The 18,242-nt window shown below is 73.4% G+C and carries 16 protein-coding genes; 7 read left to right on the forward strand and 9 right to left on the reverse strand.

Features of this window, described 5'->3' with window-relative positions; translation table 11 throughout:
• Window positions 1-65: 65 nt before the first annotated feature.
• From ACIGAQ_RS12750 to ACIGAQ_RS12760, 3 genes are all read right to left on the reverse strand, one after another.
• Window positions 66-2,006: an FAD/NAD(P)-binding protein gene (locus tag ACIGAQ_RS12750; RefSeq protein ID WP_399781962.1), complete on the reverse strand. Its 1,941-nt coding sequence runs from the start codon at window positions 2,004-2,006 to the stop codon at window positions 66-68.
• Between the two features lie 184 nt (window positions 2,007-2,190).
• A complete protein-coding gene (locus ACIGAQ_RS12755; protein ID WP_399781965.1) occupies window positions 2,191-3,831 on the reverse strand; it encodes an alkaline phosphatase D family protein in 1,641 nt (546 codons plus the stop codon).
• 82 nt (window positions 3,832-3,913) lie between these two features.
• On the reverse strand, window positions 3,914-4,558 hold the full coding sequence (locus ACIGAQ_RS12760; RefSeq protein ID WP_399781968.1) for an HNH endonuclease family protein: 645 nt from the start codon (window positions 4,556-4,558) through the stop codon (window positions 3,914-3,916).
• Between the two features lie 400 nt (window positions 4,559-4,958).
• Between ACIGAQ_RS12760 and ACIGAQ_RS12765 the strand changes: the two genes are divergently transcribed.
• Both ACIGAQ_RS12765 and ACIGAQ_RS12770 read left to right on the forward strand, forming a co-directional pair.
• A complete protein-coding gene (locus tag ACIGAQ_RS12765) occupies window positions 4,959-5,540 on the forward strand; it encodes a TMEM165/GDT1 family protein (protein ID WP_094057267.1) in 582 nt (193 codons plus the stop codon).
• A 199-nt stretch (window positions 5,541-5,739) separates the two neighbouring features.
• On the forward strand, window positions 5,740-6,399 hold the full coding sequence (locus ACIGAQ_RS12770; protein ID WP_399781971.1) for an HAD-IA family hydrolase: 660 nt from the start codon (window positions 5,740-5,742) through the stop codon (window positions 6,397-6,399).
• 172 nt (window positions 6,400-6,571) lie between these two features.
• Here ACIGAQ_RS12770 and cpt read toward each other — a convergent pair whose 3' ends face one another.
• Both cpt and ACIGAQ_RS12780 read right to left on the reverse strand, forming a co-directional pair.
• Window positions 6,572-7,099: a chloramphenicol phosphotransferase CPT gene (cpt, locus tag ACIGAQ_RS12775; protein WP_399783148.1), complete on the reverse strand. Its 528-nt coding sequence runs from the start codon at window positions 7,097-7,099 to the stop codon at window positions 6,572-6,574.
• 33 nt (window positions 7,100-7,132) lie between these two features.
• Window positions 7,133-8,392 carry a peptidoglycan-binding protein gene (locus ACIGAQ_RS12780; RefSeq protein WP_399781974.1) on the reverse strand — a complete coding sequence of 420 codons (1,260 nt, stop codon included), beginning with the start codon at window positions 8,390-8,392 and terminating at the stop codon, window positions 7,133-7,135.
• A 158-nt stretch (window positions 8,393-8,550) separates the two neighbouring features.
• Between ACIGAQ_RS12780 and ACIGAQ_RS12785 the strand changes: the two genes are divergently transcribed.
• Complete coding sequence (locus ACIGAQ_RS12785) at window positions 8,551-10,602, forward strand: DHA2 family efflux MFS transporter permease subunit (protein WP_399781977.1); 2,052 nt, start codon at window positions 8,551-8,553, stop codon at window positions 10,600-10,602.
• Window positions 10,603-10,604: 2 nt separating this feature from the next.
• On the opposite strand, the gene ACIGAQ_RS12790 is transcribed toward ACIGAQ_RS12785, so the two are convergent.
• Window positions 10,605-11,096 (reverse strand): GNAT family N-acetyltransferase, encoded by a 492-nt coding sequence (locus tag ACIGAQ_RS12790; protein WP_399781980.1) that lies wholly within the window; start codon window positions 11,094-11,096, stop codon window positions 10,605-10,607.
• Between the two features lie 169 nt (window positions 11,097-11,265).
• Between ACIGAQ_RS12790 and ACIGAQ_RS12795 the strand changes: the two genes are divergently transcribed.
• Together ACIGAQ_RS12795 and ACIGAQ_RS12800 are read left to right on the forward strand one after the other, a co-directional pair.
• Window positions 11,266-11,961, forward strand: coding sequence for a hypothetical protein (locus ACIGAQ_RS12795; protein ID WP_399781983.1), 696 nt, complete (start codon window positions 11,266-11,268; stop codon window positions 11,959-11,961).
• 4 nt (window positions 11,962-11,965) lie between these two features.
• Window positions 11,966-12,670, forward strand: coding sequence for a hypothetical protein (locus ACIGAQ_RS12800; RefSeq protein WP_399781986.1), 705 nt, complete (start codon window positions 11,966-11,968; stop codon window positions 12,668-12,670).
• A gap of 18 nt (window positions 12,671-12,688) precedes the next feature.
• Here ACIGAQ_RS12800 and ACIGAQ_RS12805 read toward each other — a convergent pair whose 3' ends face one another.
• The gene (locus tag ACIGAQ_RS12805; protein WP_399781989.1) at window positions 12,689-13,096 is read right to left on the reverse strand and encodes a DUF1992 domain-containing protein; all 408 of its coding nucleotides are present in this window, start codon (window positions 13,094-13,096) and stop codon (window positions 12,689-12,691) included.
• An 88-nt stretch (window positions 13,097-13,184) separates the two neighbouring features.
• On the opposite strand from ACIGAQ_RS12805, the gene ACIGAQ_RS12810 reads away from it, so the two are divergent.
• The gene (locus ACIGAQ_RS12810) at window positions 13,185-13,577 is read left to right on the forward strand and encodes a hypothetical protein (RefSeq protein WP_311684985.1); all 393 of its coding nucleotides are present in this window, start codon (window positions 13,185-13,187) and stop codon (window positions 13,575-13,577) included.
• Between the two features lie 76 nt (window positions 13,578-13,653).
• Here ACIGAQ_RS12810 and ACIGAQ_RS12815 read toward each other — a convergent pair whose 3' ends face one another.
• A complete protein-coding gene (locus ACIGAQ_RS12815; protein WP_399781992.1) occupies window positions 13,654-14,322 on the reverse strand; it encodes an O-methyltransferase in 669 nt (222 codons plus the stop codon).
• Window positions 14,323-14,417: 95 nt separating this feature from the next.
• Entirely contained in the window at window positions 14,418-15,803 is a 1,386-nt protein-coding gene (gene proP / locus ACIGAQ_RS12820; protein WP_399781995.1) for a glycine betaine/L-proline transporter ProP, read from the reverse strand.
• 394 nt (window positions 15,804-16,197) lie between these two features.
• Between proP and ACIGAQ_RS12825 the strand changes: the two genes are divergently transcribed.
• Window positions 16,198-18,234 carry a phosphatase PAP2 family protein gene (locus ACIGAQ_RS12825; protein ID WP_399781998.1) on the forward strand — a complete coding sequence of 679 codons (2,037 nt, stop codon included), beginning with the start codon at window positions 16,198-16,200 and terminating at the stop codon, window positions 18,232-18,234.
• Window positions 18,235-18,242 lie beyond the last annotated feature (8 nt).

Consider the following 18,242-nt stretch of genomic DNA (forward strand, 5'->3'; position numbering starts at 1 on the left):
TTCGGTCGGCCGGCCTGGGGAGGGCCGGTCGGGGGACAGAACCGATCGCCCCACGTTAGGTCTGCCTAACAGATGCTTGCAAGTTCAACATTTGGCCACTGCTTTACCTCTGGCCGCGGCTCAGTGTCGGCCCCAGCCGCACGTAGGGCCCCTCTCGCCACCGCGTCCGCGTCCGAAAGAGTGACCGAATCCACCCCCGGGCGGGCACCCGCCGCCGTCACCCAGTGCACACCCTCCGTCGGTACACCGAACGCGAACCTCCGCCCGTGCACCCGATTTTGACGATCTATCAGATGATAGGGGCGCGGCGTCACATCCAACCCCCCTGTCTCGTAACCGTCCACGGTGTGCGGGCGGCACTGCCCCGCCCGGAGCAGCCCGGCGAGGAGTGCGTCGGCCGTGCGGCGCAGGTCGGGTTCCGGCAGCCGGGCCTCTATGAGCGTTCTCACAGAGACGGCCGAACCCGGCACGTCGGGTGACTCCGCCGTCCAGCCCCCGGCCGCCTCCGTCACCCGCAGGCGCGGTCCGAGCACCTCCACCACCCCCGCCTCCACCAGGGCGGCGAGCTCCTCGATGCGGCGCCGGGGCGGGCCGATGGAGAGGAAGGCGTTCAACGGCGTGTACCAGCGGTCGAGGTGGTCCCGGCGGGAGGCGCCGGCGAGCCCGCCGTGGTCGACGATCAGCCGGAGTTCGTTGCGCAGATCGCGCAGGACGTCGAGGGCCGCCTTCAGCGGGCCGCGCACATTGCCCAGGGCGGCCTGCGCGGCGTCCTCGCGCAGGTGCGCCAGCAGCCAGTCGCGCCAGGCGCCCGGACCGGTGAACTCCCGCCCGGCGTACGGCCGGGCCATCCGCTCCCAGGACCACCGGTCGGCCTCCGCCACGCCGAAGTCGGCGAGCACCAGGGCCTCGTGGGGGTCCCCGTGCGCGACGGCGAGGAAGCGGTCGGCGAAGTCCCGCTCCGCGCTCCCCGTTCCGCGCAGCAGGGCCCGGTAGTAGACCGTCTCCACCTCCTTCGCCACCAGCGGCCATATCTCCGCCAGGAAGTCGGGCGCCTCCCCGGAGTCGGCGCGCTTGCGGAAACCCGCGATCACCTCGGGCGTGAGGACGAGCGGCACGTGCCGGCCGTAGGGGCCCTTGGCGTTGTCGCCGCGCGCCTGGTACGGCACACCGCGCCGCGAACCGGCGTACAGCCGCGGTTCCCGCCCGGAGGGGAGATAGCGCAGGCCCCGGTCGCCGGGTACGAAGCGGCCGCCCCGGCCGGTCGTCAGCAGGGCCATGTGGTCGAAGAAGTTCAGGCCGAGGCCGCGCAGCAGGACGGGTTCGCCCGGGAGGAGGCCGGACAGGTCGACGTCGGCCGGATTCGCGGGCGGGACGTGGCGCAGTCCGTGACGGGCGGCGTGGGCCGCGAGGCGTTCCTCGTCCGGGCCGGGGGTCGTCGGCAGGTGGCCCTGGGTCAGGACCACCGCGGACAGGCCGGTCAGGGTGCGGCCGTCGTCGAGGGTGAGGGTCTGCCGGCCGTCGGGTGCGTCGTCGAGGCGGGTGGCGCGGGCCCGGTGCGTCTCGATGCGGACGGCGGGCGGTGCCAGCCGCACGACCTCGGCGAACACCCACTCCAGATAACGCCCGTAGTCGGCCCGGGCCGGGTACGCGTCCGGGCCCAGCGCGCCGTCCGCCCACTCGTACAGGCTCGGGCCCGGGCGGATCGGGCCCGAGCAGTCCACGCTGTCGTCGGTGAACAGGGTGACCTGGCAGGCCACGGTGTTCATCAGCAGCTCGGGCGACTGGGCGGTGCGCCAGACGCGGCCGGGGCCGGGCGGGTCGGGGTCGATCACATGGACCGTCAGCCGGACACCGGACGGGAGGAGTTCCGGGGCGGAGGCGCACAGGCGTTCCAGGACGCTGGTCCCGCGGGGCCCGGCCCCGACGAGGGCGACGGAGAGCGACCCCGTCGTCCCGAGCGGTACGGATGCCTCTGCCGGTGCGGGTTCCTCGGGCGACGCAGACAAGGGTGGGGCTCCAGGGCGTGGGGGTGCGTGGGCGGAGGTCCGCCGGAGGGGAAGCGGACGGTCCGCCTCATCATGCCGTCGCCGGGAGCGGTGATGGAGGCCGTGGGGGAGGAAGGGCGCGTGCTGTGACATGCGTCACCAGCAGCATGGGTCACAGCGTCAACAACCGGGCGATAGGCCCCGGTTACGGGGCAAGCTCGGAGTCCAGCAGGGTCGTCAGCCGCGGGCCCGTCCCCTGCCGCGCCTTGGCGTGCTCCAGCCGGAGCCGGGCCGAACGGCCGCGCAGGGTCAGGGTCATGAGCTGGTTGCCGAACCAGGGTCCGCCCGTCTTGCGCCAGTCCACCGGCGGACGGGACAGCCGGCCGTGCCGGGCCAGGAGGCGGCCGAAGCCGCGCGCCGCCGCGCTCCAGCCGGCCCGGAAGGCCAGCCGCATCGACAGCGGCACCGAGTTGTGGACGGGGGAGCAGACCAGCTGCACCACCCGGGCCGCCGGTTCCCGCCGGGAGTGCCACGAGGGCTCGGCGATGTAGGCGTGGTGGACGTCCCCGGACAGCACGCACACCGTCGCCGGCGCGTCGGTCCCCGACCCGGCCTCGGCGATCAGCTCCGCCAGCCGGGCGAAGGACTCCGGGAACGCCGACCAGTGCTCCAGGTCGGCGGCCCGTCGCACCTTCTCGCTCAGCCCGGCCCAGCGGGCGCCCCGCTCGCCCCCGCAGAGCGCCGCGTTCCACCCCTCCGCGTCGTGCACCAGGTGCGGCAGCAGCCAGGGCAGCGAGGTGCCGATCAGCAGGTGGTCGTAGGCGCCGGGGGAGTCCAGGACCTGCTCGCGCAGCCACTCCTCCTCGCCCGGGTCGAGCATCGAGCGCTCCTCCTCGCCGAGGACGCGTGCCGCCCGGCTGTCCACCATCACCAGCCGTACGCGGCCGAAGTCGCGCCGGTAGCTCCAGCGGGCCGTGGCCGGGTCGGCGTCGGCCCGGGCGGTGAAGGTGCGCAGCACGTCCGTGCCGTCGGGCAGGGAGCGGACCTGCTCGTAGACCGGGTCGGCGGCCAGCTCCTGCGGGGAGAGGTTCCCCAGGTGCTGGTGGACCCAGTACGACATCAGGCCGCTCAGCAACCGCTCCCGCCACCAGCCGGTGGAGCGCATGTCGGCGAGCCAGGAGGCGGAGGTGTTCCAGTCGTCGATGACGTCGTGGTCGTCGAAGATCATGAAACTCGGGACCGTGGACAGCAGCCAGCGGATGCGCGGGTCGAGCCAGGACTCGTAGTAGAGGTGCGTGTACTCCTCGTAGTCCGCGACCCCGCTGCCCGGCGGCTCCTTCAGGTCGCGGCGGGCGGCCAGCCAGCGCTGCGTGGCGTCGGAGGTCTCGTCGGCGTACACCTGGTCGCCGAGCAGCAGCAGCACGTGCGGCCGCTCGCCTTCCGGGTCCGCCGCGAGGCGGGTGGCGAGCGCGTCCAGGGCGTCCGGGCCGACCGGGTCGTCCCCGCCCGCCGGCGGGGAGGCCCAGCGGCAGGAGCCGAAGGCGACCCGCAGGGCGCCGCCCGGGCCCGGCGCGTGGATCGCGGAGGGCGGGAAGGGCGAGCCGGGCAGCGGCCACACCCGGGTGTCGTCGAGGAGGACCTCGTACGTCGTGGTCGTCCCGGCCGTGAGGCCGCTGACCGGCACGAGCGCGTAGTGGTGGCCCGCGATCTGGAAGGTGCGGGCCGTGCCGCCGGCGCCGTCGGCGCAGCGCACCTCGGCCGTGCACGGGCGGCTCGTCTCGACCCATACGGTCGCGGACGAGCCGTCGGTGTACCTCAGCAGCGGTCCGAGGCGCAGTCCGGCCATGGTGTTCCCCTCTCCGTCGCCCCGTACGGTACGGAACGACGGAGGTCAGCGGGGAGGTTCCGACACGAATTCCCCGCGCGTGTCAGCAGCTCGCGAGGTGGTTCGTCAGGGCGGACGTCTCGGCGGAGTCGACCGAGAGGCCGTAGTAGTACTTCACCTGGACCCAGGCGCGGACGTAGGTGCAGCGGTACGCCGTCCGGGAGGGCATCCAGGTGGCGGGGTCCTGGTCGCCCTTGGCCTGGTTGACGTTGTCGGTGACCGCGATGAGCTGCGGGCGGGTCAGGTCGTTGGCGAAGGCCTGGCGGCGGGAGGTCGTCCAGGAGTCGGCCCCCGAGTCCCACGCCTCGGCCAGCGGGACCAGGTGGTCGATGTCGACGTCGGAGGCGGCGGACCAGGTGGCCCCGTCGTAGGGGGAGTACCAGCTGCCGCTGGTGGCGGCGCAGGCGGAGTCCTGGACGACGTTGGTGCCGTCGCGCTTGAGGACGACCTCGCGGGTGTTGCAGGCGCCGGACTGGGTGATCCAGTGCGGGAAGAGGTCGCGGTTGTAGCCGGTGCGGTCCTCGGTGGTCACGGTGAGCGTGGCGAGGTAGGAGCGGGCGGTGGCGCCGCTGACCGGGGTGGGGAGGGCGGCGGAGGCCGTGGGGGCGCTGAAGAGGGCCGCGGAGGATATGACAGCGGTGAACGCCGCGGCCACGCCGAGCCGTCGACGCGCGTAGAACCTGGGCATGCGAACTCCCTGGGGAGAGAGGGGGTGTTGGCGGGCGAGCGAGGGAATGCTCGCGGTGCCGTGTTGCGCACAGGTGTGCGTCCGGTGAGAAGTTAGTGACGCGTGCATGACATGACAAGATTCAAGACGGAACTTTTCACTCCAGGGCCGTCGCGTACCATGGACGGCGCAGAAGGGGAGTAGCTCTTCGCCGGACCGTCGACATACTGCTCAGCTCGCCTGAGCCGGCGCCCGGAGGCAGGTCCTTTTCCGGACCGGCCAGCGAGACCTTCGGCAAGCAGTGCACGCCCGTGCCGTACGGCACGGGCGCCCAGTGCGCTGCCGTGCCGAGGTGTCGCGTCGGGAGTTCCCGACAGGATCAGCGCTCTCGGTGGGGCAGCCCCGACCGATTGAGGAACCCTTGATCAGCCTGACCGTGACGGCCGTCGTCTTCGGCGTCGTCTTCCTCGCCGAACTGCCGGACAAGACCGCCCTCGCCGGTCTCGTCCTCGGCACCCGGTATCGCGCCTCCTACGTCTTCGCCGGGGTCGCCGCCGCCTTCGCGCTGCACGTCGCGCTCGCGGTCGCGGCCGGCAGTGTGCTGACCCTGCTGCCGCAGCAGATCGTGCACGCGCTGACCGGCGTGCTCTTCCTCGGTGGCGCCGCGGTGCTGCTGCTGAAGAAGGGCGAGGACGAGGAGGAGGTCCGCAAGCCGGAGAACCAGTCGTTCTGGAAGGTCTCGGGCGCGGGCTTCATGCTCATCCTGGTCGCCGAGTTCGGCGACCTGACGCAGATCATGACCGCGAACCTGGCCGCCCGTTACGACGACCCGCTCTCGGTCGGCCTGGGCGCGGTGCTGGCGCTGTGGGCGGTGGCCGGGCTCGGCATCGTCGGCGGAAAGGCGCTGATGAAGAAGGTGCCGCTGCGGCTCATCACGCAGATCGCGGCGCTGCTGATGCTGGGTCTCGGGGTGTGGAGCCTGTGGGAGGCCGTGACCGGCTGAGCTGAACAGTGGGTGAACGTCCGCAGGGGCCCCTGGCGCGAACACGGGATTGTTTTGTACCGTGGAGAAACAAAGTGGCCTCCGCCCGTTTTCCCTGACCGGCGGGCGGGGCCGCCTTGTCCCTCCGGGGTGCGACGGACGCGACCCGCCGTCCGCCCCCCTCCCGCGCTGGAACGCGCCCCGAGCCTTGGAGCTGCCGATGACGGCCACCGCCGTGCTCACCGCCCGCGCCCTCCTGCTGGACATGGACGGCACCCTGGTCAACTCCGACGCCGCCGTCGAACGCGTCTGGCGGCGCTGGGCCGAGCGGCACGGGCTCGACGGGGACGAGGTCATGAAGGTCGTCCACGGGCGGCAGGGCTACGCCTCCATGGCGCTGCTGCTGCCCGGCCGGCCGATGGAGCAGAACCACGCCGACAACGCCCGGATGCTCGCCGAGGAGACGGCCGATACGGACGGTGTCGTGCCGGTTCCCGGGGCGCCGGAGTTCCTGGCCTCCCTGCGGGGGCTGCCGCACGCGCTGGTGACCTCCGCCGACGTGCCGCTGTCCACGGCGCGGATGGCCGCGGCCGGCCTCGGCCTGCCCGAGGTACGGGTCACCGCGGAGTCCGTCGGGGCCAGCAAGCCGGACCCGGAGGGCTTTCTCAAGGGCGCCGCCGAGCTGGGCGTCGATCCCGCGGACTGTGTCGTCTTCGAGGACTCCGGAGCCGGGATCGCGGCCGGGCGCGCCGCCGGGATGACGGTCGTCGGAGTCGGACCCCGGGCCGCGTTCCACGAGCCGGACGTGGTGGTCGAGGACCTCAGGCAGGTACGGGTGCGCGCCGCGGAGGACGGGACGGTCCGGCTGCACATCGGTTGATCACGGGGCGTCCGACGATGGCGCGGCGCGTCGGTCGATCGTGCCGAGTCACCGCGGATGCCGTGCGTCGGTCGATCGCGCCGAGTCACCGCGGATGCCGTGCGTCGGCCGATCGTGCCGAGCCACCGTCGATGCCGCGCCTCGGTCGATCGTGCCGCGCACCGGGCCCGGCTCAGTGCACATGCGCGGCGATGGTGCGTGCACACGCCAGGGACTCCGCGTGGGTGGTGTCGACCTCCACGTCGTACGTCATGCCCTCGTGCACGATCCGGGCCTGGGCCGCCGCCATGCCCCGCACCCGGTCCCCGCGCGCGATCTCGCGCCCGGCCGCGACCTCCCCGTCGCACCGGACGCCGACCCACAGCACGTCCAGGCCGGCCAGGGCCCGCTCCCACCGCTGCCGGGACGCCGGTCCGCCGAGGAAGACGTCGTCGACCAGCACCCGGGCACCCGCCCTGGCCATCGCCGCGATGCCCTGCGACCAGGCCGTGTCCAGGGCGCGGAACTCCGCGCCCACGCTGACACCGCCGTCCGGCGCGAAGGTGATGCCGGCCTCCGAGTCCCGCAGCCGCGCCGGCATCGCGTCGACGAAGTCGTCGACCGAGAAGGCCAGCCAGGGGTCGGGCAGCACTTCCTGGAGGCACCGGACGATGCCGGACTTGCCCGAGCTGGAACCGCCGTTGAGAACGATCACTCGCATGGTCACGGCGTCACCGTACGGCGGACGGTTCGGTCAGGGCTCCCGGGTTTCCGCCTCCAGCTTCTCCCGGGTCTGCCGGTCGTAGACGCCTAGGTCGTCGGTCCGGACGCCGCGGGACCACTGGTAGGTGCGGACCGCGTCCTCCAGTCGCTGGCCGTAGGAGCCGTCGGCGTCGTCGTTGTAGAGGAGCAACTGCCGCAGTCGCAGTTGGAGTTCGGTGACCTCCGGGCCGCTGTCGCCGCGGCGCAGGACGGTGGCACCGCCGTTCTGGCCCGCGTTCTCCGGTGCGCCCGGACCCGTCGGCGCGGCGGACGTCGCCGAGGCCGACGGTCCGGGCGTCCGCGAGGGGCTCGGCGAGGCGCTGGTCGCGGACGGCGACGGGGAGGGCGACGCGCTCGCGCTGGGGGACGGTGAGGCGGGCGACGGGGAGGGCGACGACGGGCCGGCCGACGGCGTGCCCTCCGGGGACACGGACGCCGCGCTGCTCGCCGGGGCGTCCGGCACGCTAGCCCGGATGTCGTCCGGCAGGGCCGTGTTCCGGGTGGGGCTCTCGTAGGTGAACAGCCCGGTCGCGTACCCGGCCGCGGCGACGGCGCCCACGCACGCGGCGGCAGCGGCGACCAGGACCGTACGGCGCCGGCGCCGGGGCCGGTCCGCTTCGGAGCCGTCCGCTTCCGGAGCGCCGGGCTCCGTTCCCGAGCCGTCGAAGAGGCGCAGGTCGGTGACGCTGGGCTCGCTCGCGCCCGGTACGAGGGGAGCGGGCAGTGCCGTGGTGTCCGCGGCCGTGGGAAGCGGAGCGGTCGCGTCCGGGTCGACGGGTCCGGCCGGTCCTGCGGGGTCGACCGGTCCGGCGGGGTCGACCGGGTGGAGCCGGGTGGTGGCCTCGGTGGGGGAGACCGGTGGCGCCGAGGAGGCCGGTGGGGCGTGGGAGGCGGGGGTGGCGGGGGTGGTCCCCGCTTTCTCGCCACCGGCCGCGTCCGAGGCCGTCGCACGCCCCGCCGGGGACGGCACCGGCGGGGCGACGACCGCTTCTGCCGCCCTCTCCTGCCCCACGGCCCTCTCCGGCGCGGCGTTCTCCCCGGCCGGGGCGCCACGGCCCGGCCCGGTGGCGCCGGTGATCTCCACGTACGGGCGGATCCGCAGGGGATCGAAGTCCTCCGCCGCCGCTGCCTGAGCCGTGCGGGCGTCGCGCAGGGCCTCGGCGGCGCGGTGGGTGCAGGCGCAGGAAGGGGTGTTGTCCCGCTGTCTGGGCGCGCCGCACTCCGGGCACGGGTGGCCGTCAGGCTGCTCCACGCGTTCCTCCCTCCCCTCGCGAACTCCAGAGATTATCCAGATCTTCTCCACAGCGCGGCGGGCGAGCCCCCGGAAGGACGGCTTCCAAAAGGGCTCGGCGGGCCATACCCCCGCACACCGGTCACGATGGAAAAAGTCACAGGACCTCGGGAGGTCTCATGGCCGGGGACACCCACGCCACGAAGCCGTCGGCCGCGGGCGCCGCGGCCCCGGAGCAGGTGCCCGGGAACGTGCTGGTCTCCATCGGAGCCCTGCTGCTCGGGATGCTGCTCGCCGCCCTCGACCAGACCATCGTCTCGACCGCGCTGCCGACGATCGTCAGCGATCTCGGCGGGCTGGATCACCTGTCCTGGGTGGTCACGGCATACCTGCTGGCCGCCACCGCCGCGACCCCGCTGTGGGGAAAGCTCGGCGACCAGTACGGGCGCAAGCGGCTGTTCCAGACCGCGATCGTGATCTTCCTGGTCGGGTCCGCGCTGTGCGGCGCGGCGCAGGACATGGCGCAGCTGATCGCCTTCCGGGCCGTGCAGGGACTCGGCGGCGGCGGGCTGATCGTGCTGTCGATGGCGATCGTCGGCGACCTCGTGCCCCCGCGCGAACGCGGCCGCTACCAAGGGCTGTTCGGGGCCGTATTCGGCGCGACCAGTGTGCTCGGGCCGCTGCTCGGCGGGCTGCTCACCCAGCACGCGAGCTGGCGCTGGGTGTTCTACGTCAATCTGCCCGTCGGCGTCGTCGCGCTGGCCGTGATCGCCGCGGTCCTGCGCATCCCGCGCACCGCGCGGCGGCACGTCATCGACTACCTGGGCACCTTCCTCATCGCGGCCGTCGCCACCTGCCTGGTGCTGGTCGCCTCCCTCGGCGGCACGACCTGGGGCTGGGGGTCCGCGCAGGTCGTCGGTCTGGCGGTCCTGGGCGTCGTCCTCGCCGTCGCCTTCGTGGCCGTCGAGCGGCGGGCCGCCGAACCGGTGCTGCCGCTGCGGCTGTTCCGCGTGCGGACCTTCACGCTGTCCGCCGTGATCAGCTTCGTCGTCGGCTTCGCGATGTTCGGCGCGATGACCTACCTGCCGACGTTCCTCCAGGTCGTGCAGGGCGTGAGCCCCACCATGTCCGGTGTGCACATGCTCCCGATGGTGCTGGGGCTGCTGCTGGCCTCGACCACGTCCGGGCAGATCGTCAGCCGCACCGGCCGCTGGAAGGTGTTCCCGATCGCCGGCACCGGGATCACCACCCTCGGGCTGCTCCTGCTGCACCAGCTCGACGAGAACAGCTCCACCGCCGAACTCAGCGGCTTCTTCTTCGTCTTCGGGCTCGGGCTCGGGCTCGTGATGCAGGTCCTCGTGCTCATCGTGCAGAACGCCGTCCCGTACGCCGACCTGGGCGTGGCCACCTCCGGCGCGACCTTCTTCCGCTCCATCGGCGCCTCGTTCGGCGTCGCCGTCTTCGGCACGGTCTTCGCGGGCCGGCTCGGCGACCAGCTCACGGACGCCTTCCGGGGAGCCCCCCTGCCGCCCGGAGCCTCGGTGGACACGCTGGAGGCCGACCCGCGCGGCATCGCCGCCCTGCCGCCCGACCTGCGCCCACCGGCCCTGCACGCCTACGCCACGGCCATCACCGACGTCTTCCTCTACGCCGCCCCCGTCGCCCTCCTCGGCTTCGTCCTGGCCTGGTTCCTCAAGGAGGACCGCCTGCGCGGCTCGGTCACCGCGCCCGACGCCACCCAGACCCTGGCCAGCAACCCCGTCGAGCGGTCCTCGTACGACGAGGTGTGCCGCGCCCTGTCGGTGCTCGGCACCCGGGAGGGCCGGCGCGAGATCTACCGGACGATCACCGCCCGGGCGGGCTACGACCTGCTGCCCGCCGCGAGCTGGCTGCTGCTCCGCATCCGCCGGTACGGCTCGGTGGAGCCGGGCGTGCTGGCCGAGCGCGGGCCCGTGGACCTGCCCGTGATCATGGAGGCCTCCCGGCAGGTCGAGGAACGGCGGCTCGCCCTGCGGCAGGGCCTCGACCTCGTACTGACCGACCAGGGGCGCGAGGTCGCCGAGCGGCTGGCCCAGGCGCGTGAGGACTCCCTCGCCGAGCTGCTCGGCGACTGGTGGGGGCCGGACCGGCCGACCGACCTGGAGCGGCTCGTGCGGGAGCTGAACGGCGAGCTGTGCGGGGCGCGGCGCGAGCGGCCGGACGCCCCGCGGGCGGCGCAACGGCCCGTCTGACCTCAGGCGAGCCGTCTGCTGAACCAGTGCTCCGCGTACGGGGCGTCGTTGTACGGCGCGGTCTCGCGGTAGCCGAGCCGGGCGTACAGGGCGCGGGCCTCCACGAGATCGCCGCGGGTGTCGAGGACCATCCGCGCGGCGCCGAGCGCCCGGGCGGCGTCCTCGGCGGCCCGGACCAGCAGCGGCGCGCCGCCCTGGCCGCGCATCGGCCCGTGCACGAAGACCCGCGTGAGTTCGGCCGTCGTGGCGTCCAGAAGCCGTACGCCCGCGGTGCCGGCCGGCTCTCCGCCGTACCGGGCGACCAGCAGCTGCCCGCGCGGCGGCACGAGGTCCGCGCCCGGCTGCTTCGCGATCTCCCGCTCCAGCTCGTCCGGGTCGGTGCGCCGCCCTTCGTGCAGCAGGTACCAGCGGTCGCTCACCTCGGTGTAGTACGCCCGCCAGAGCGCGGTGGCGACCGCGGAGTCGTACGGTTCCGGCAGCACGGTCCAGGTCATGACCCGCATTCTCGACATGTGTCCCACCCGTCACGCAACCGGTTAACGGGCGGACGCCCGGGCGTCCCCGGCCGGCCCGGGCGCCGTTTGGCGGCGGGCTTTGGGGCAACCCGAACAGCGAACCGGCTCGCGAGGACGGCCGGTTGGGCCGAGAACCCGGAAGGCATTCATGTCCACTGGCCTGATCATTGCTCTGATCGTGATCGCGGCGGTCGTCGTCATCATCGCGGCCGTCATGACCCTGCGCGCCCGCGGGCCTCGGCGTGGCCCGAGCCTGAAGCGGCGCTTCGGACCCGAGTACGAGCGGGTCGTCGCCCGGCACGACGGTGACACCAAGGCCGCCGAGCGCGAGCTGACCGAGCGCGTGCAACGCCACGGTGACCTGCGCGAACGGCCGCTGGAGCCGGCCCAGCGCGAACAGTACGAGGCGCGCTGGACGGCCGCCCAGGAGCGGTTCGTCGACTCGCCGCGGGACGCGGTCGCCGAGGCGGACCGGCTGATCGCCGAGCTGGCCGGTGTCCGGGGCTTCCCGGACGGCGGGCAGTACGAGGAGCAGCTCGCCGCGCTGTCCGTGCACCATGCCCACCACGTGGACGGCTACCGGCGCGTGCACCGCGCGGCGCACCTGCGCGCGGAGGACGCCCGCGACGGCGGCCAGGGTACGGAAGACATGCGTGAGGCCATGGTGGCGGCCCGCGCGCTGTTCGAGGAACTGGTGCGGCCCGGCCGCCACGACGGTGGCCGCCACGAGGAAAACCGGCACGAGGGGCATCACCGTGCCGGACGGAACGGCGGCCGCAAGGCCGAGACCCGCGGTGGCCACATGCCGTGGGCGATGAACCGACGTCAGGCGAAGGAGAGCTGAGGCGATGACCGACATGACCCGACCGCCCGGCGACCACACGCCGACCGCGCCCGACGCCCGCGGCGAGAGCGCCCTGGGCACGGGCCACGGCACGCACCAGGGCACCGACGCGGACCGCGCGACGGCCCCCGGCACGGGCACGCCCGGCCCGGCGGCACCGCACGGCGCCGGCGACGGCACCACCGCGCCCGGCACCGAAGCGCCCCGCGGGGACACCCTCGGCACCGCCGCGCCCGGCACCGCCACGACCCGCGGCGAGGCGCACGGCGCCGGCGCAACGGGCACCGGCCACACGGGCGCCGGCCACACGGGCGCAGAGCACACGGGCGCCGGCCACATAGGTGCCGACCACACCGGCGCCGACCGCACCGGCGGCACCGGCACCCCCGGGCACCGGACCGGTGCCGACGCCCGTGACCGGCTCTTCCCGCACGACGACTCCGACAAGCTCGGCGCGCGGTTGCAGCACGCCGTCGCGGGGTTCGTCGACGGGCCCCGGGCCTCTGTCGAGGAGGCCGATCACGTGCTGGAGGAGATCGCGGCCCGGTTCACCGAGGCCGTGGCCGAGCGCCGCCGCACCCTGCGCCACTCCTGGCAGTCGGTGGAGGGCGGCGGCGAGGGCCGGTCCGTGTCCTCCGCCGACACCGAGCAGCTCCGGCTGGCCCTGAAGGACTACCGGGAGCTCGCGGAACGGCTGTTGCACGTGTGACCCGGGTGAACGGCCCGGCTAACGACCCGCCCGGCGCTCCCGCCACTGCCGTACGACGTCCTCGACGTCGTACGGCTTCTTTCCCAGCGGGGGGCCGGGCGGCGGCTTGAACATCATCTCGCGGATCTTGTCGTTGATCTCGCCGATGATCCTCCGGACCATCGGCTCGGAGGGCGCCGCGTACGCGGCCTCCAGCGCGTCCTCCGCCTCCTTGCGCAGCGCCAGCGCCGGAGGGAGCACGGAAAGCCCTTCGCGGGCCATCTTCCGCTTCACCCACCACAGTTCGTCGTAGGTGCTCTCCACGTCGGGCGGGAGCGGGCGGCCCGCTCCCGGCAACCGGTCGAACTCCCCACGCGCCTCCGCGTCGCGGATCTGCTTGTCGACCCAGGACCCGAAGTCCACGCCGGGTGGCTTTCGCTCGGTCATGAGGCCATTGTGCCGGACACGGCGCAACTGGGCGTTCTATCATTCGGCGGGCTTGCAGACCCACCGGGACGTCTCAGGAGGAGCGCACGTGCTCGAACTCACCATGGCCGCCGTGTCCGCGGCGGAGGAGGGTGCCACGGCCGGCATGCTCATGGCCGACGCGCCCAGCGAGCCGGGTGCCGTGCTCCGGGTGGGCCGCGACAAGTCGGTGTGCCGGCTCAGCACCCCGGACGACTGGCTGTTCGTCTCCCGCGTCCACCTGGAGTTCCTGTGCGGGCCCGAGGGCACCTGGCAGGTCACCTGGCTGCGCGGCTCCCAGCCCGACCCGTCCTCCGAAGTCCGCCTGACGATCGGCGAGTACACCCAGCCCCTCGCCTACGGCGGCACCGTCCCGCTGCCCCGGGGCGGCAGCGGCGAACTCGTCGTGCAGGACCGCACCGCCCCGCGCAGCGTCAACGTGGGCTTCTACCACGAGGTGTGACGGCCGGACTCACGGCACCCGGCGGCCGGGGCTCACCGCACCCGCCGGCGGGGCTCACGGCACCCGACCGCGGGGCTCACACCACCCGGGCCAGCGCGAAACCGTCGTAGCCCTTCGTGCCGACCGTCTGGATCGCCGTGCCGCTCAGCCTCGGGTGCTCGGCGATCAGATCGATCGCGGCGCGGGTGCCCGTCACGTCCGCGGCGGTGCTGCCGGCGTCGACGACCCGGCCGCCGCGCACCACGTTGTCGAGGACGATCAGGCTGCCCGTGCTGGTGAGCTTGAGCGCCCACTCCACGTAGTGCGGGTTGTTGACCTTGTCGGCGTCGATGAAGACCAGGTCGAACGGCGGTGGGTTCTCGTCGGCGAGCTGGGGCAGCGACTCCAGGGCCGGCCCGACCCGTACCTCGACGAGCCGGTCCAGCCCGGCGCGGGCGATGTTGCGGACGGCGACCTCGGCGTGCCGGGGGTCGTACTCCAGGGAGACCAGCCGCCCGTCGGCGGGCAGGGCGCGGGCCAGCCAGATGGTGCTGTACCCGCCGAGCGTGCCGATCTCCAGGATGTGGCGGGCGCCCTGGATCTGGGCCAGGAGCTGCAGGAGCTTGCCCTGGTTCCCCGCCACGTTGATGTGCGGCAGCCCGGCGGCGTCGCTGTCGCGCAGGGCGGCCGCCAGGGCTTCGTCGTCCGGGGCGAGCCGGTCGGTGAAGTAGGTGTCGACCTCGTCCCAGACGTGCGACTCGCTCATGCACCCCTGCCTTTCGTCCGTCAGCGCATGGTTAGCGTGCCTAACTACTGGCGCTGACGACGATAGTTGGTGCGGCCTTCGCTGTCAGGGGCCTCTCACTCCGCGTGTCGGCCGGCCACCGAGGGCGCCGAGCCGGGCAGCGGGCGTCCCGCCGACTCCGCCATGCGCCACACCGCGAAACCGCCGATCACGGCCGCGGCCATCATGTAGTACGCGGGCATCATCATGTCCCCGGTCGCGCCGATCAGAGCGGTGACCACCAGTGGGGTCGTGCCGCCGAACAGCGACACCGAGACGTTGAAGCCGATGGACAGCGAGCCGTAGCGGACCTTCGTCGGGAACAGCGCCGGCAGGGCCGAGGGCATCGCGGCCGTGAAGCAGACCAGCAGCAGGCCCAGGGCGCCCATCCCGAGGGCGACCGCGAGCAGGCTGCCCTCGCGGATCAGCAGCAGGGCCGGGACGGACAGCAGCAGGAAGCCCGCGCAGCCGGCGGCGATCACCGGGCGGCGGCCGACGCGGTCGGTGAGCGCTCCCGCGAACGGCTGGACGATCATCATCAGCGTCATCACGCCGAGCACGACGAGCAGACCGTGCGTCTCGTCGTAGTGGAGCTCGCTGGTCAGGTAGCTCGGCATGTACGAGAGCAGCATGTAGTCGGTGACGTTGAAGACCAGCACCAGGCCGACGCAGAGCAGCAGTGCGCGCCACTGGCCGGTGACCATCTCGCGCAGCGGCACCTTGGGCCGGTCCTTCTCGGCCTTCTCGACCTCGGCGGCGAACGCCGGGGTCTCCTCCAGGCGCATCCGCAGGTAGAGGCCGATGAGGCCCATCGGGCCCGCGATCAGGAACGGGATGCGCCAGCCCCAGGACGTGAGGTCGTCGGCGGAGAGCAGCGCGGTCATCAGCGTGACCAGGCCCGCGCCGCCGATGTAGCCGGCGAGCGTGCCGAACTCCAGCCAGCTGCCGAGGAAGCCGCGCCGCTTGTCGGGGGCGTACTCCGCGATGAAGGTCGAGGCACCGGCGTACTCGCCGCCGGTGGAGAAGCCCTGCACGAGACGGGCCGCGAGGAGCAGGACCGGCGCGCCGGCACCGATCGTCGCGTACGACGGGATCAGACCGATCGCGAAGGTGCCCGCGGCCATCATGATCATGGTCAGGGCGAGGACCTTCTGGCGGCCCACGCGGTCGCCGAGCGGGCCGAAGACCATGCCGCCCAGGGGGCGGACCAGGAAGGCCGCGGCGAAGGCGCCGAACGTGGAGAGCAGCTGGGCCGTGGGGTTGCCCGAGGGGAAGAAGACCTTGCCCAGCGTGACCGCGATGTAGCTGTAGACACCGAAGTCGAACCATTCCATCGCGTTGCCCAGCGCGGCCGCCTTCACCGCGCGCCGGACGAGCGCGGGGTCGGTGACGGTGGCGTCGGGGGCCTTCGCGGCACGGGTCTGCAGGACGGACGCGGGGGTGACGACTGAGGCAGTCGACAAGACTCGCTCGCCTACCTTTCGACGGGGACAGGGACGCGGTCCCGCGCGGCGGCGCTGTCGTACGGGCCGAAAAGCGACGATAGGCGGATTTGAGCCCGTCACGGGCGGTGTGCCCATCGTTGCAGGGTGCACGTAAAACGTGGTTGCGCTGGTACGTCTGCCCGGACGTGCGCGGTTCCCGCGAGATCTTGATGTGATCCTTCTCGCGTCCGGCGGAGGCGGGTGCGAGCCGCCCGGACTATCGTCGTCCGGAAAAAGGACGACATACGTCAGGTGAACCCGGGGCGGCTCGCGTCTTCCCCCCGGGGGCGCCGTACGCCCCTTAGGGTTCGCGGAGGAATTCCCGCATCTCGGACATGCGGGATGAACCGGGGCGGGAGGCCGACGAGACGTGATGAGCGCGGATCACGGCGGACGACCGGCGGAAACCTTCGGGGCGACAGCCGTCGGAGGGGCCCACCCGCGCCTGAGAGCCGCCCGGCTGGGCCTGTGGCTGATCGCCGCCGTCCTCGCGGCCCGGCAGGTCGCCGTCGTCCTCGCCACCCCGCGCGGCGAACGGCTCACGGACCTGGAGACCTGGCTCGGACCGGACGGCGTCCTGCACGTGACCGGCTCGCTCTACGACTCGACCCGCTTCACCGGCACGCCCTTCGGCGGTCTCGTCCTCAAGCCCCTCACCCGCTCGGCCGAACAGGCCCTCGGCTGGGGCTGGACCTTCGGCACGCTGCTGCTGGTCGTGGCCCTCGGCCTGATCGCCGCCCGCGCCCTGCCCCGGCCTGTCGGCCGCCGCACGGCGCTGCTGGCCGCCCCCGTCGCCATCAGCCTGCTCATGCTCTCCCTGCCGGTCCGCAACACCCTGTGGCTCGGCCAGACCAGCATCGTGCCGGTCCTGCTCGTCCTGCTGGGCTGCTTCGTCGCCCGCGGGCAACGGCTCAGCGGCCTGCTCATCGGCGTCGCGGCGGCGCTCCAGCCCACCCTGCTGCTCTTCACCCCCCTGCTGTGGTGCACCGGGCGCAGACGTGCCGCCGTCGCCGCCGGTGCCACCTTCGCCGCGGGCACCGGCATCGCCTGGGCGGCGATGCCGCACGACTCCCACCGCTACTGGGTCCACCACATGGCGGGCGCCGGCCTCGGCGGGCCGGCCGACGACCTCGCCAACCAGTCCCTGCACGGCGCCCTGCTGCGGCTCGGCCTGAACGGCCCGCCGGAGATCGCCCTCTTCCTCGTGCTCGGCGCGGCCGTCGCCGTCCTGGCCCTGCGCCGGGCCGTGGGCCACTTCCGCGACGGCCAGCCGCTGCTCGCCGTCGCGGTCACCGGCTGCGCCGCGATCGTCGTCTCGCCCACGGCCTGGCAGCACCAGTTGCTGTGGGTGCTGCTCGCCGTCGTCGGCAGGGCGGGCCGGCGCGCCTCCGACCGGTACGTGTGGCCGGTGACCGTCGTCCTGGTCATGACCCTGCCGACGAAGATGATCCTGCCGAACATGTCGGTCCTCGCGCCGCTGCGGGACAACGTCGTGCTGCTGGCCGCCCTCGCCGCCGCCACCGCCGTGCCGTTCCTGTCCCGCACCTCGTCGTACTACCGCACGCCCCTGCCGGCGCGGTACGCGCCCACCGCCCCGTCCCGCTTCCGGCGCGTGCCGCTGCTGCCGTTCCTGCGCCGGGTCCTCACCCGGCCCAACCTCCTGCTGGAACTGCTCCTCCTGCGGGTCACCTACGCCGCCTACTCGCAGGTCCGTCTCGCCGCCACGGGAGGCAGCAACTCGGCCGGGCGGGCGGAGGCCGAGGAGCACGGCGCGCAGATCCACGCCCTGGAACGGGCCCTGCGCATCGACATCGAGCACTGGGCCAACCACACGGTCGCCGGCATCGACCGGCTGCGCGAGTTCTTCGACTACTACTACACGTCCTTCCACTTCGTCGTCCCGCTGACCGTCCTCGGCGTCCTCTACTGGCGCCGCCCCGCCGACTACCGCTGGGCCCGCTCCGCCCTCGGCATCACCACCCTGCTCGCCCTGGTCGGCTTCTGGCTCTACCCGCTGGCCCCGCCCCGCCTGATGCCGACGCTCGGCTTCATCGACACCGTCCACGGCGTCCAGGACTTCTCCCAGCCGGACTACGGCACGCTCACGGCCCTCACCAACCAGTACGCGGCCATGCCGTCCCTGCACTTCGGCTGGTCGCTGTGGTGCGGGGTGGTGATCGCGGTGCTGGCGCCACGGTGGTGGCTGAAGGCCCTGGGCCTGCTGCACCCCCTGTTCACGGCGTCGGCGATCGTCGCCACGGCCAACCACTGGGTGCTGGACGCGGTGGGGGGAGCGGTGGTCGTGGCCGCGGGCTTCGGGCTGACGTACGTGCTGCAGGGGCCGCGGGCCGGCACCGCCGCAGCGGCCGGAAACGATCGGGAACCGGAGCGAAAACCCGTACAGCGATGAGGAGTTGG

The sequence above is a fragment of the Streptomyces sp. NPDC085932 genome (assembly GCF_044540525.1).
Taxonomy (GTDB): Bacteria; Actinomycetota; Actinomycetes; order Streptomycetales; family Streptomycetaceae; genus Streptomyces; species Streptomyces levis.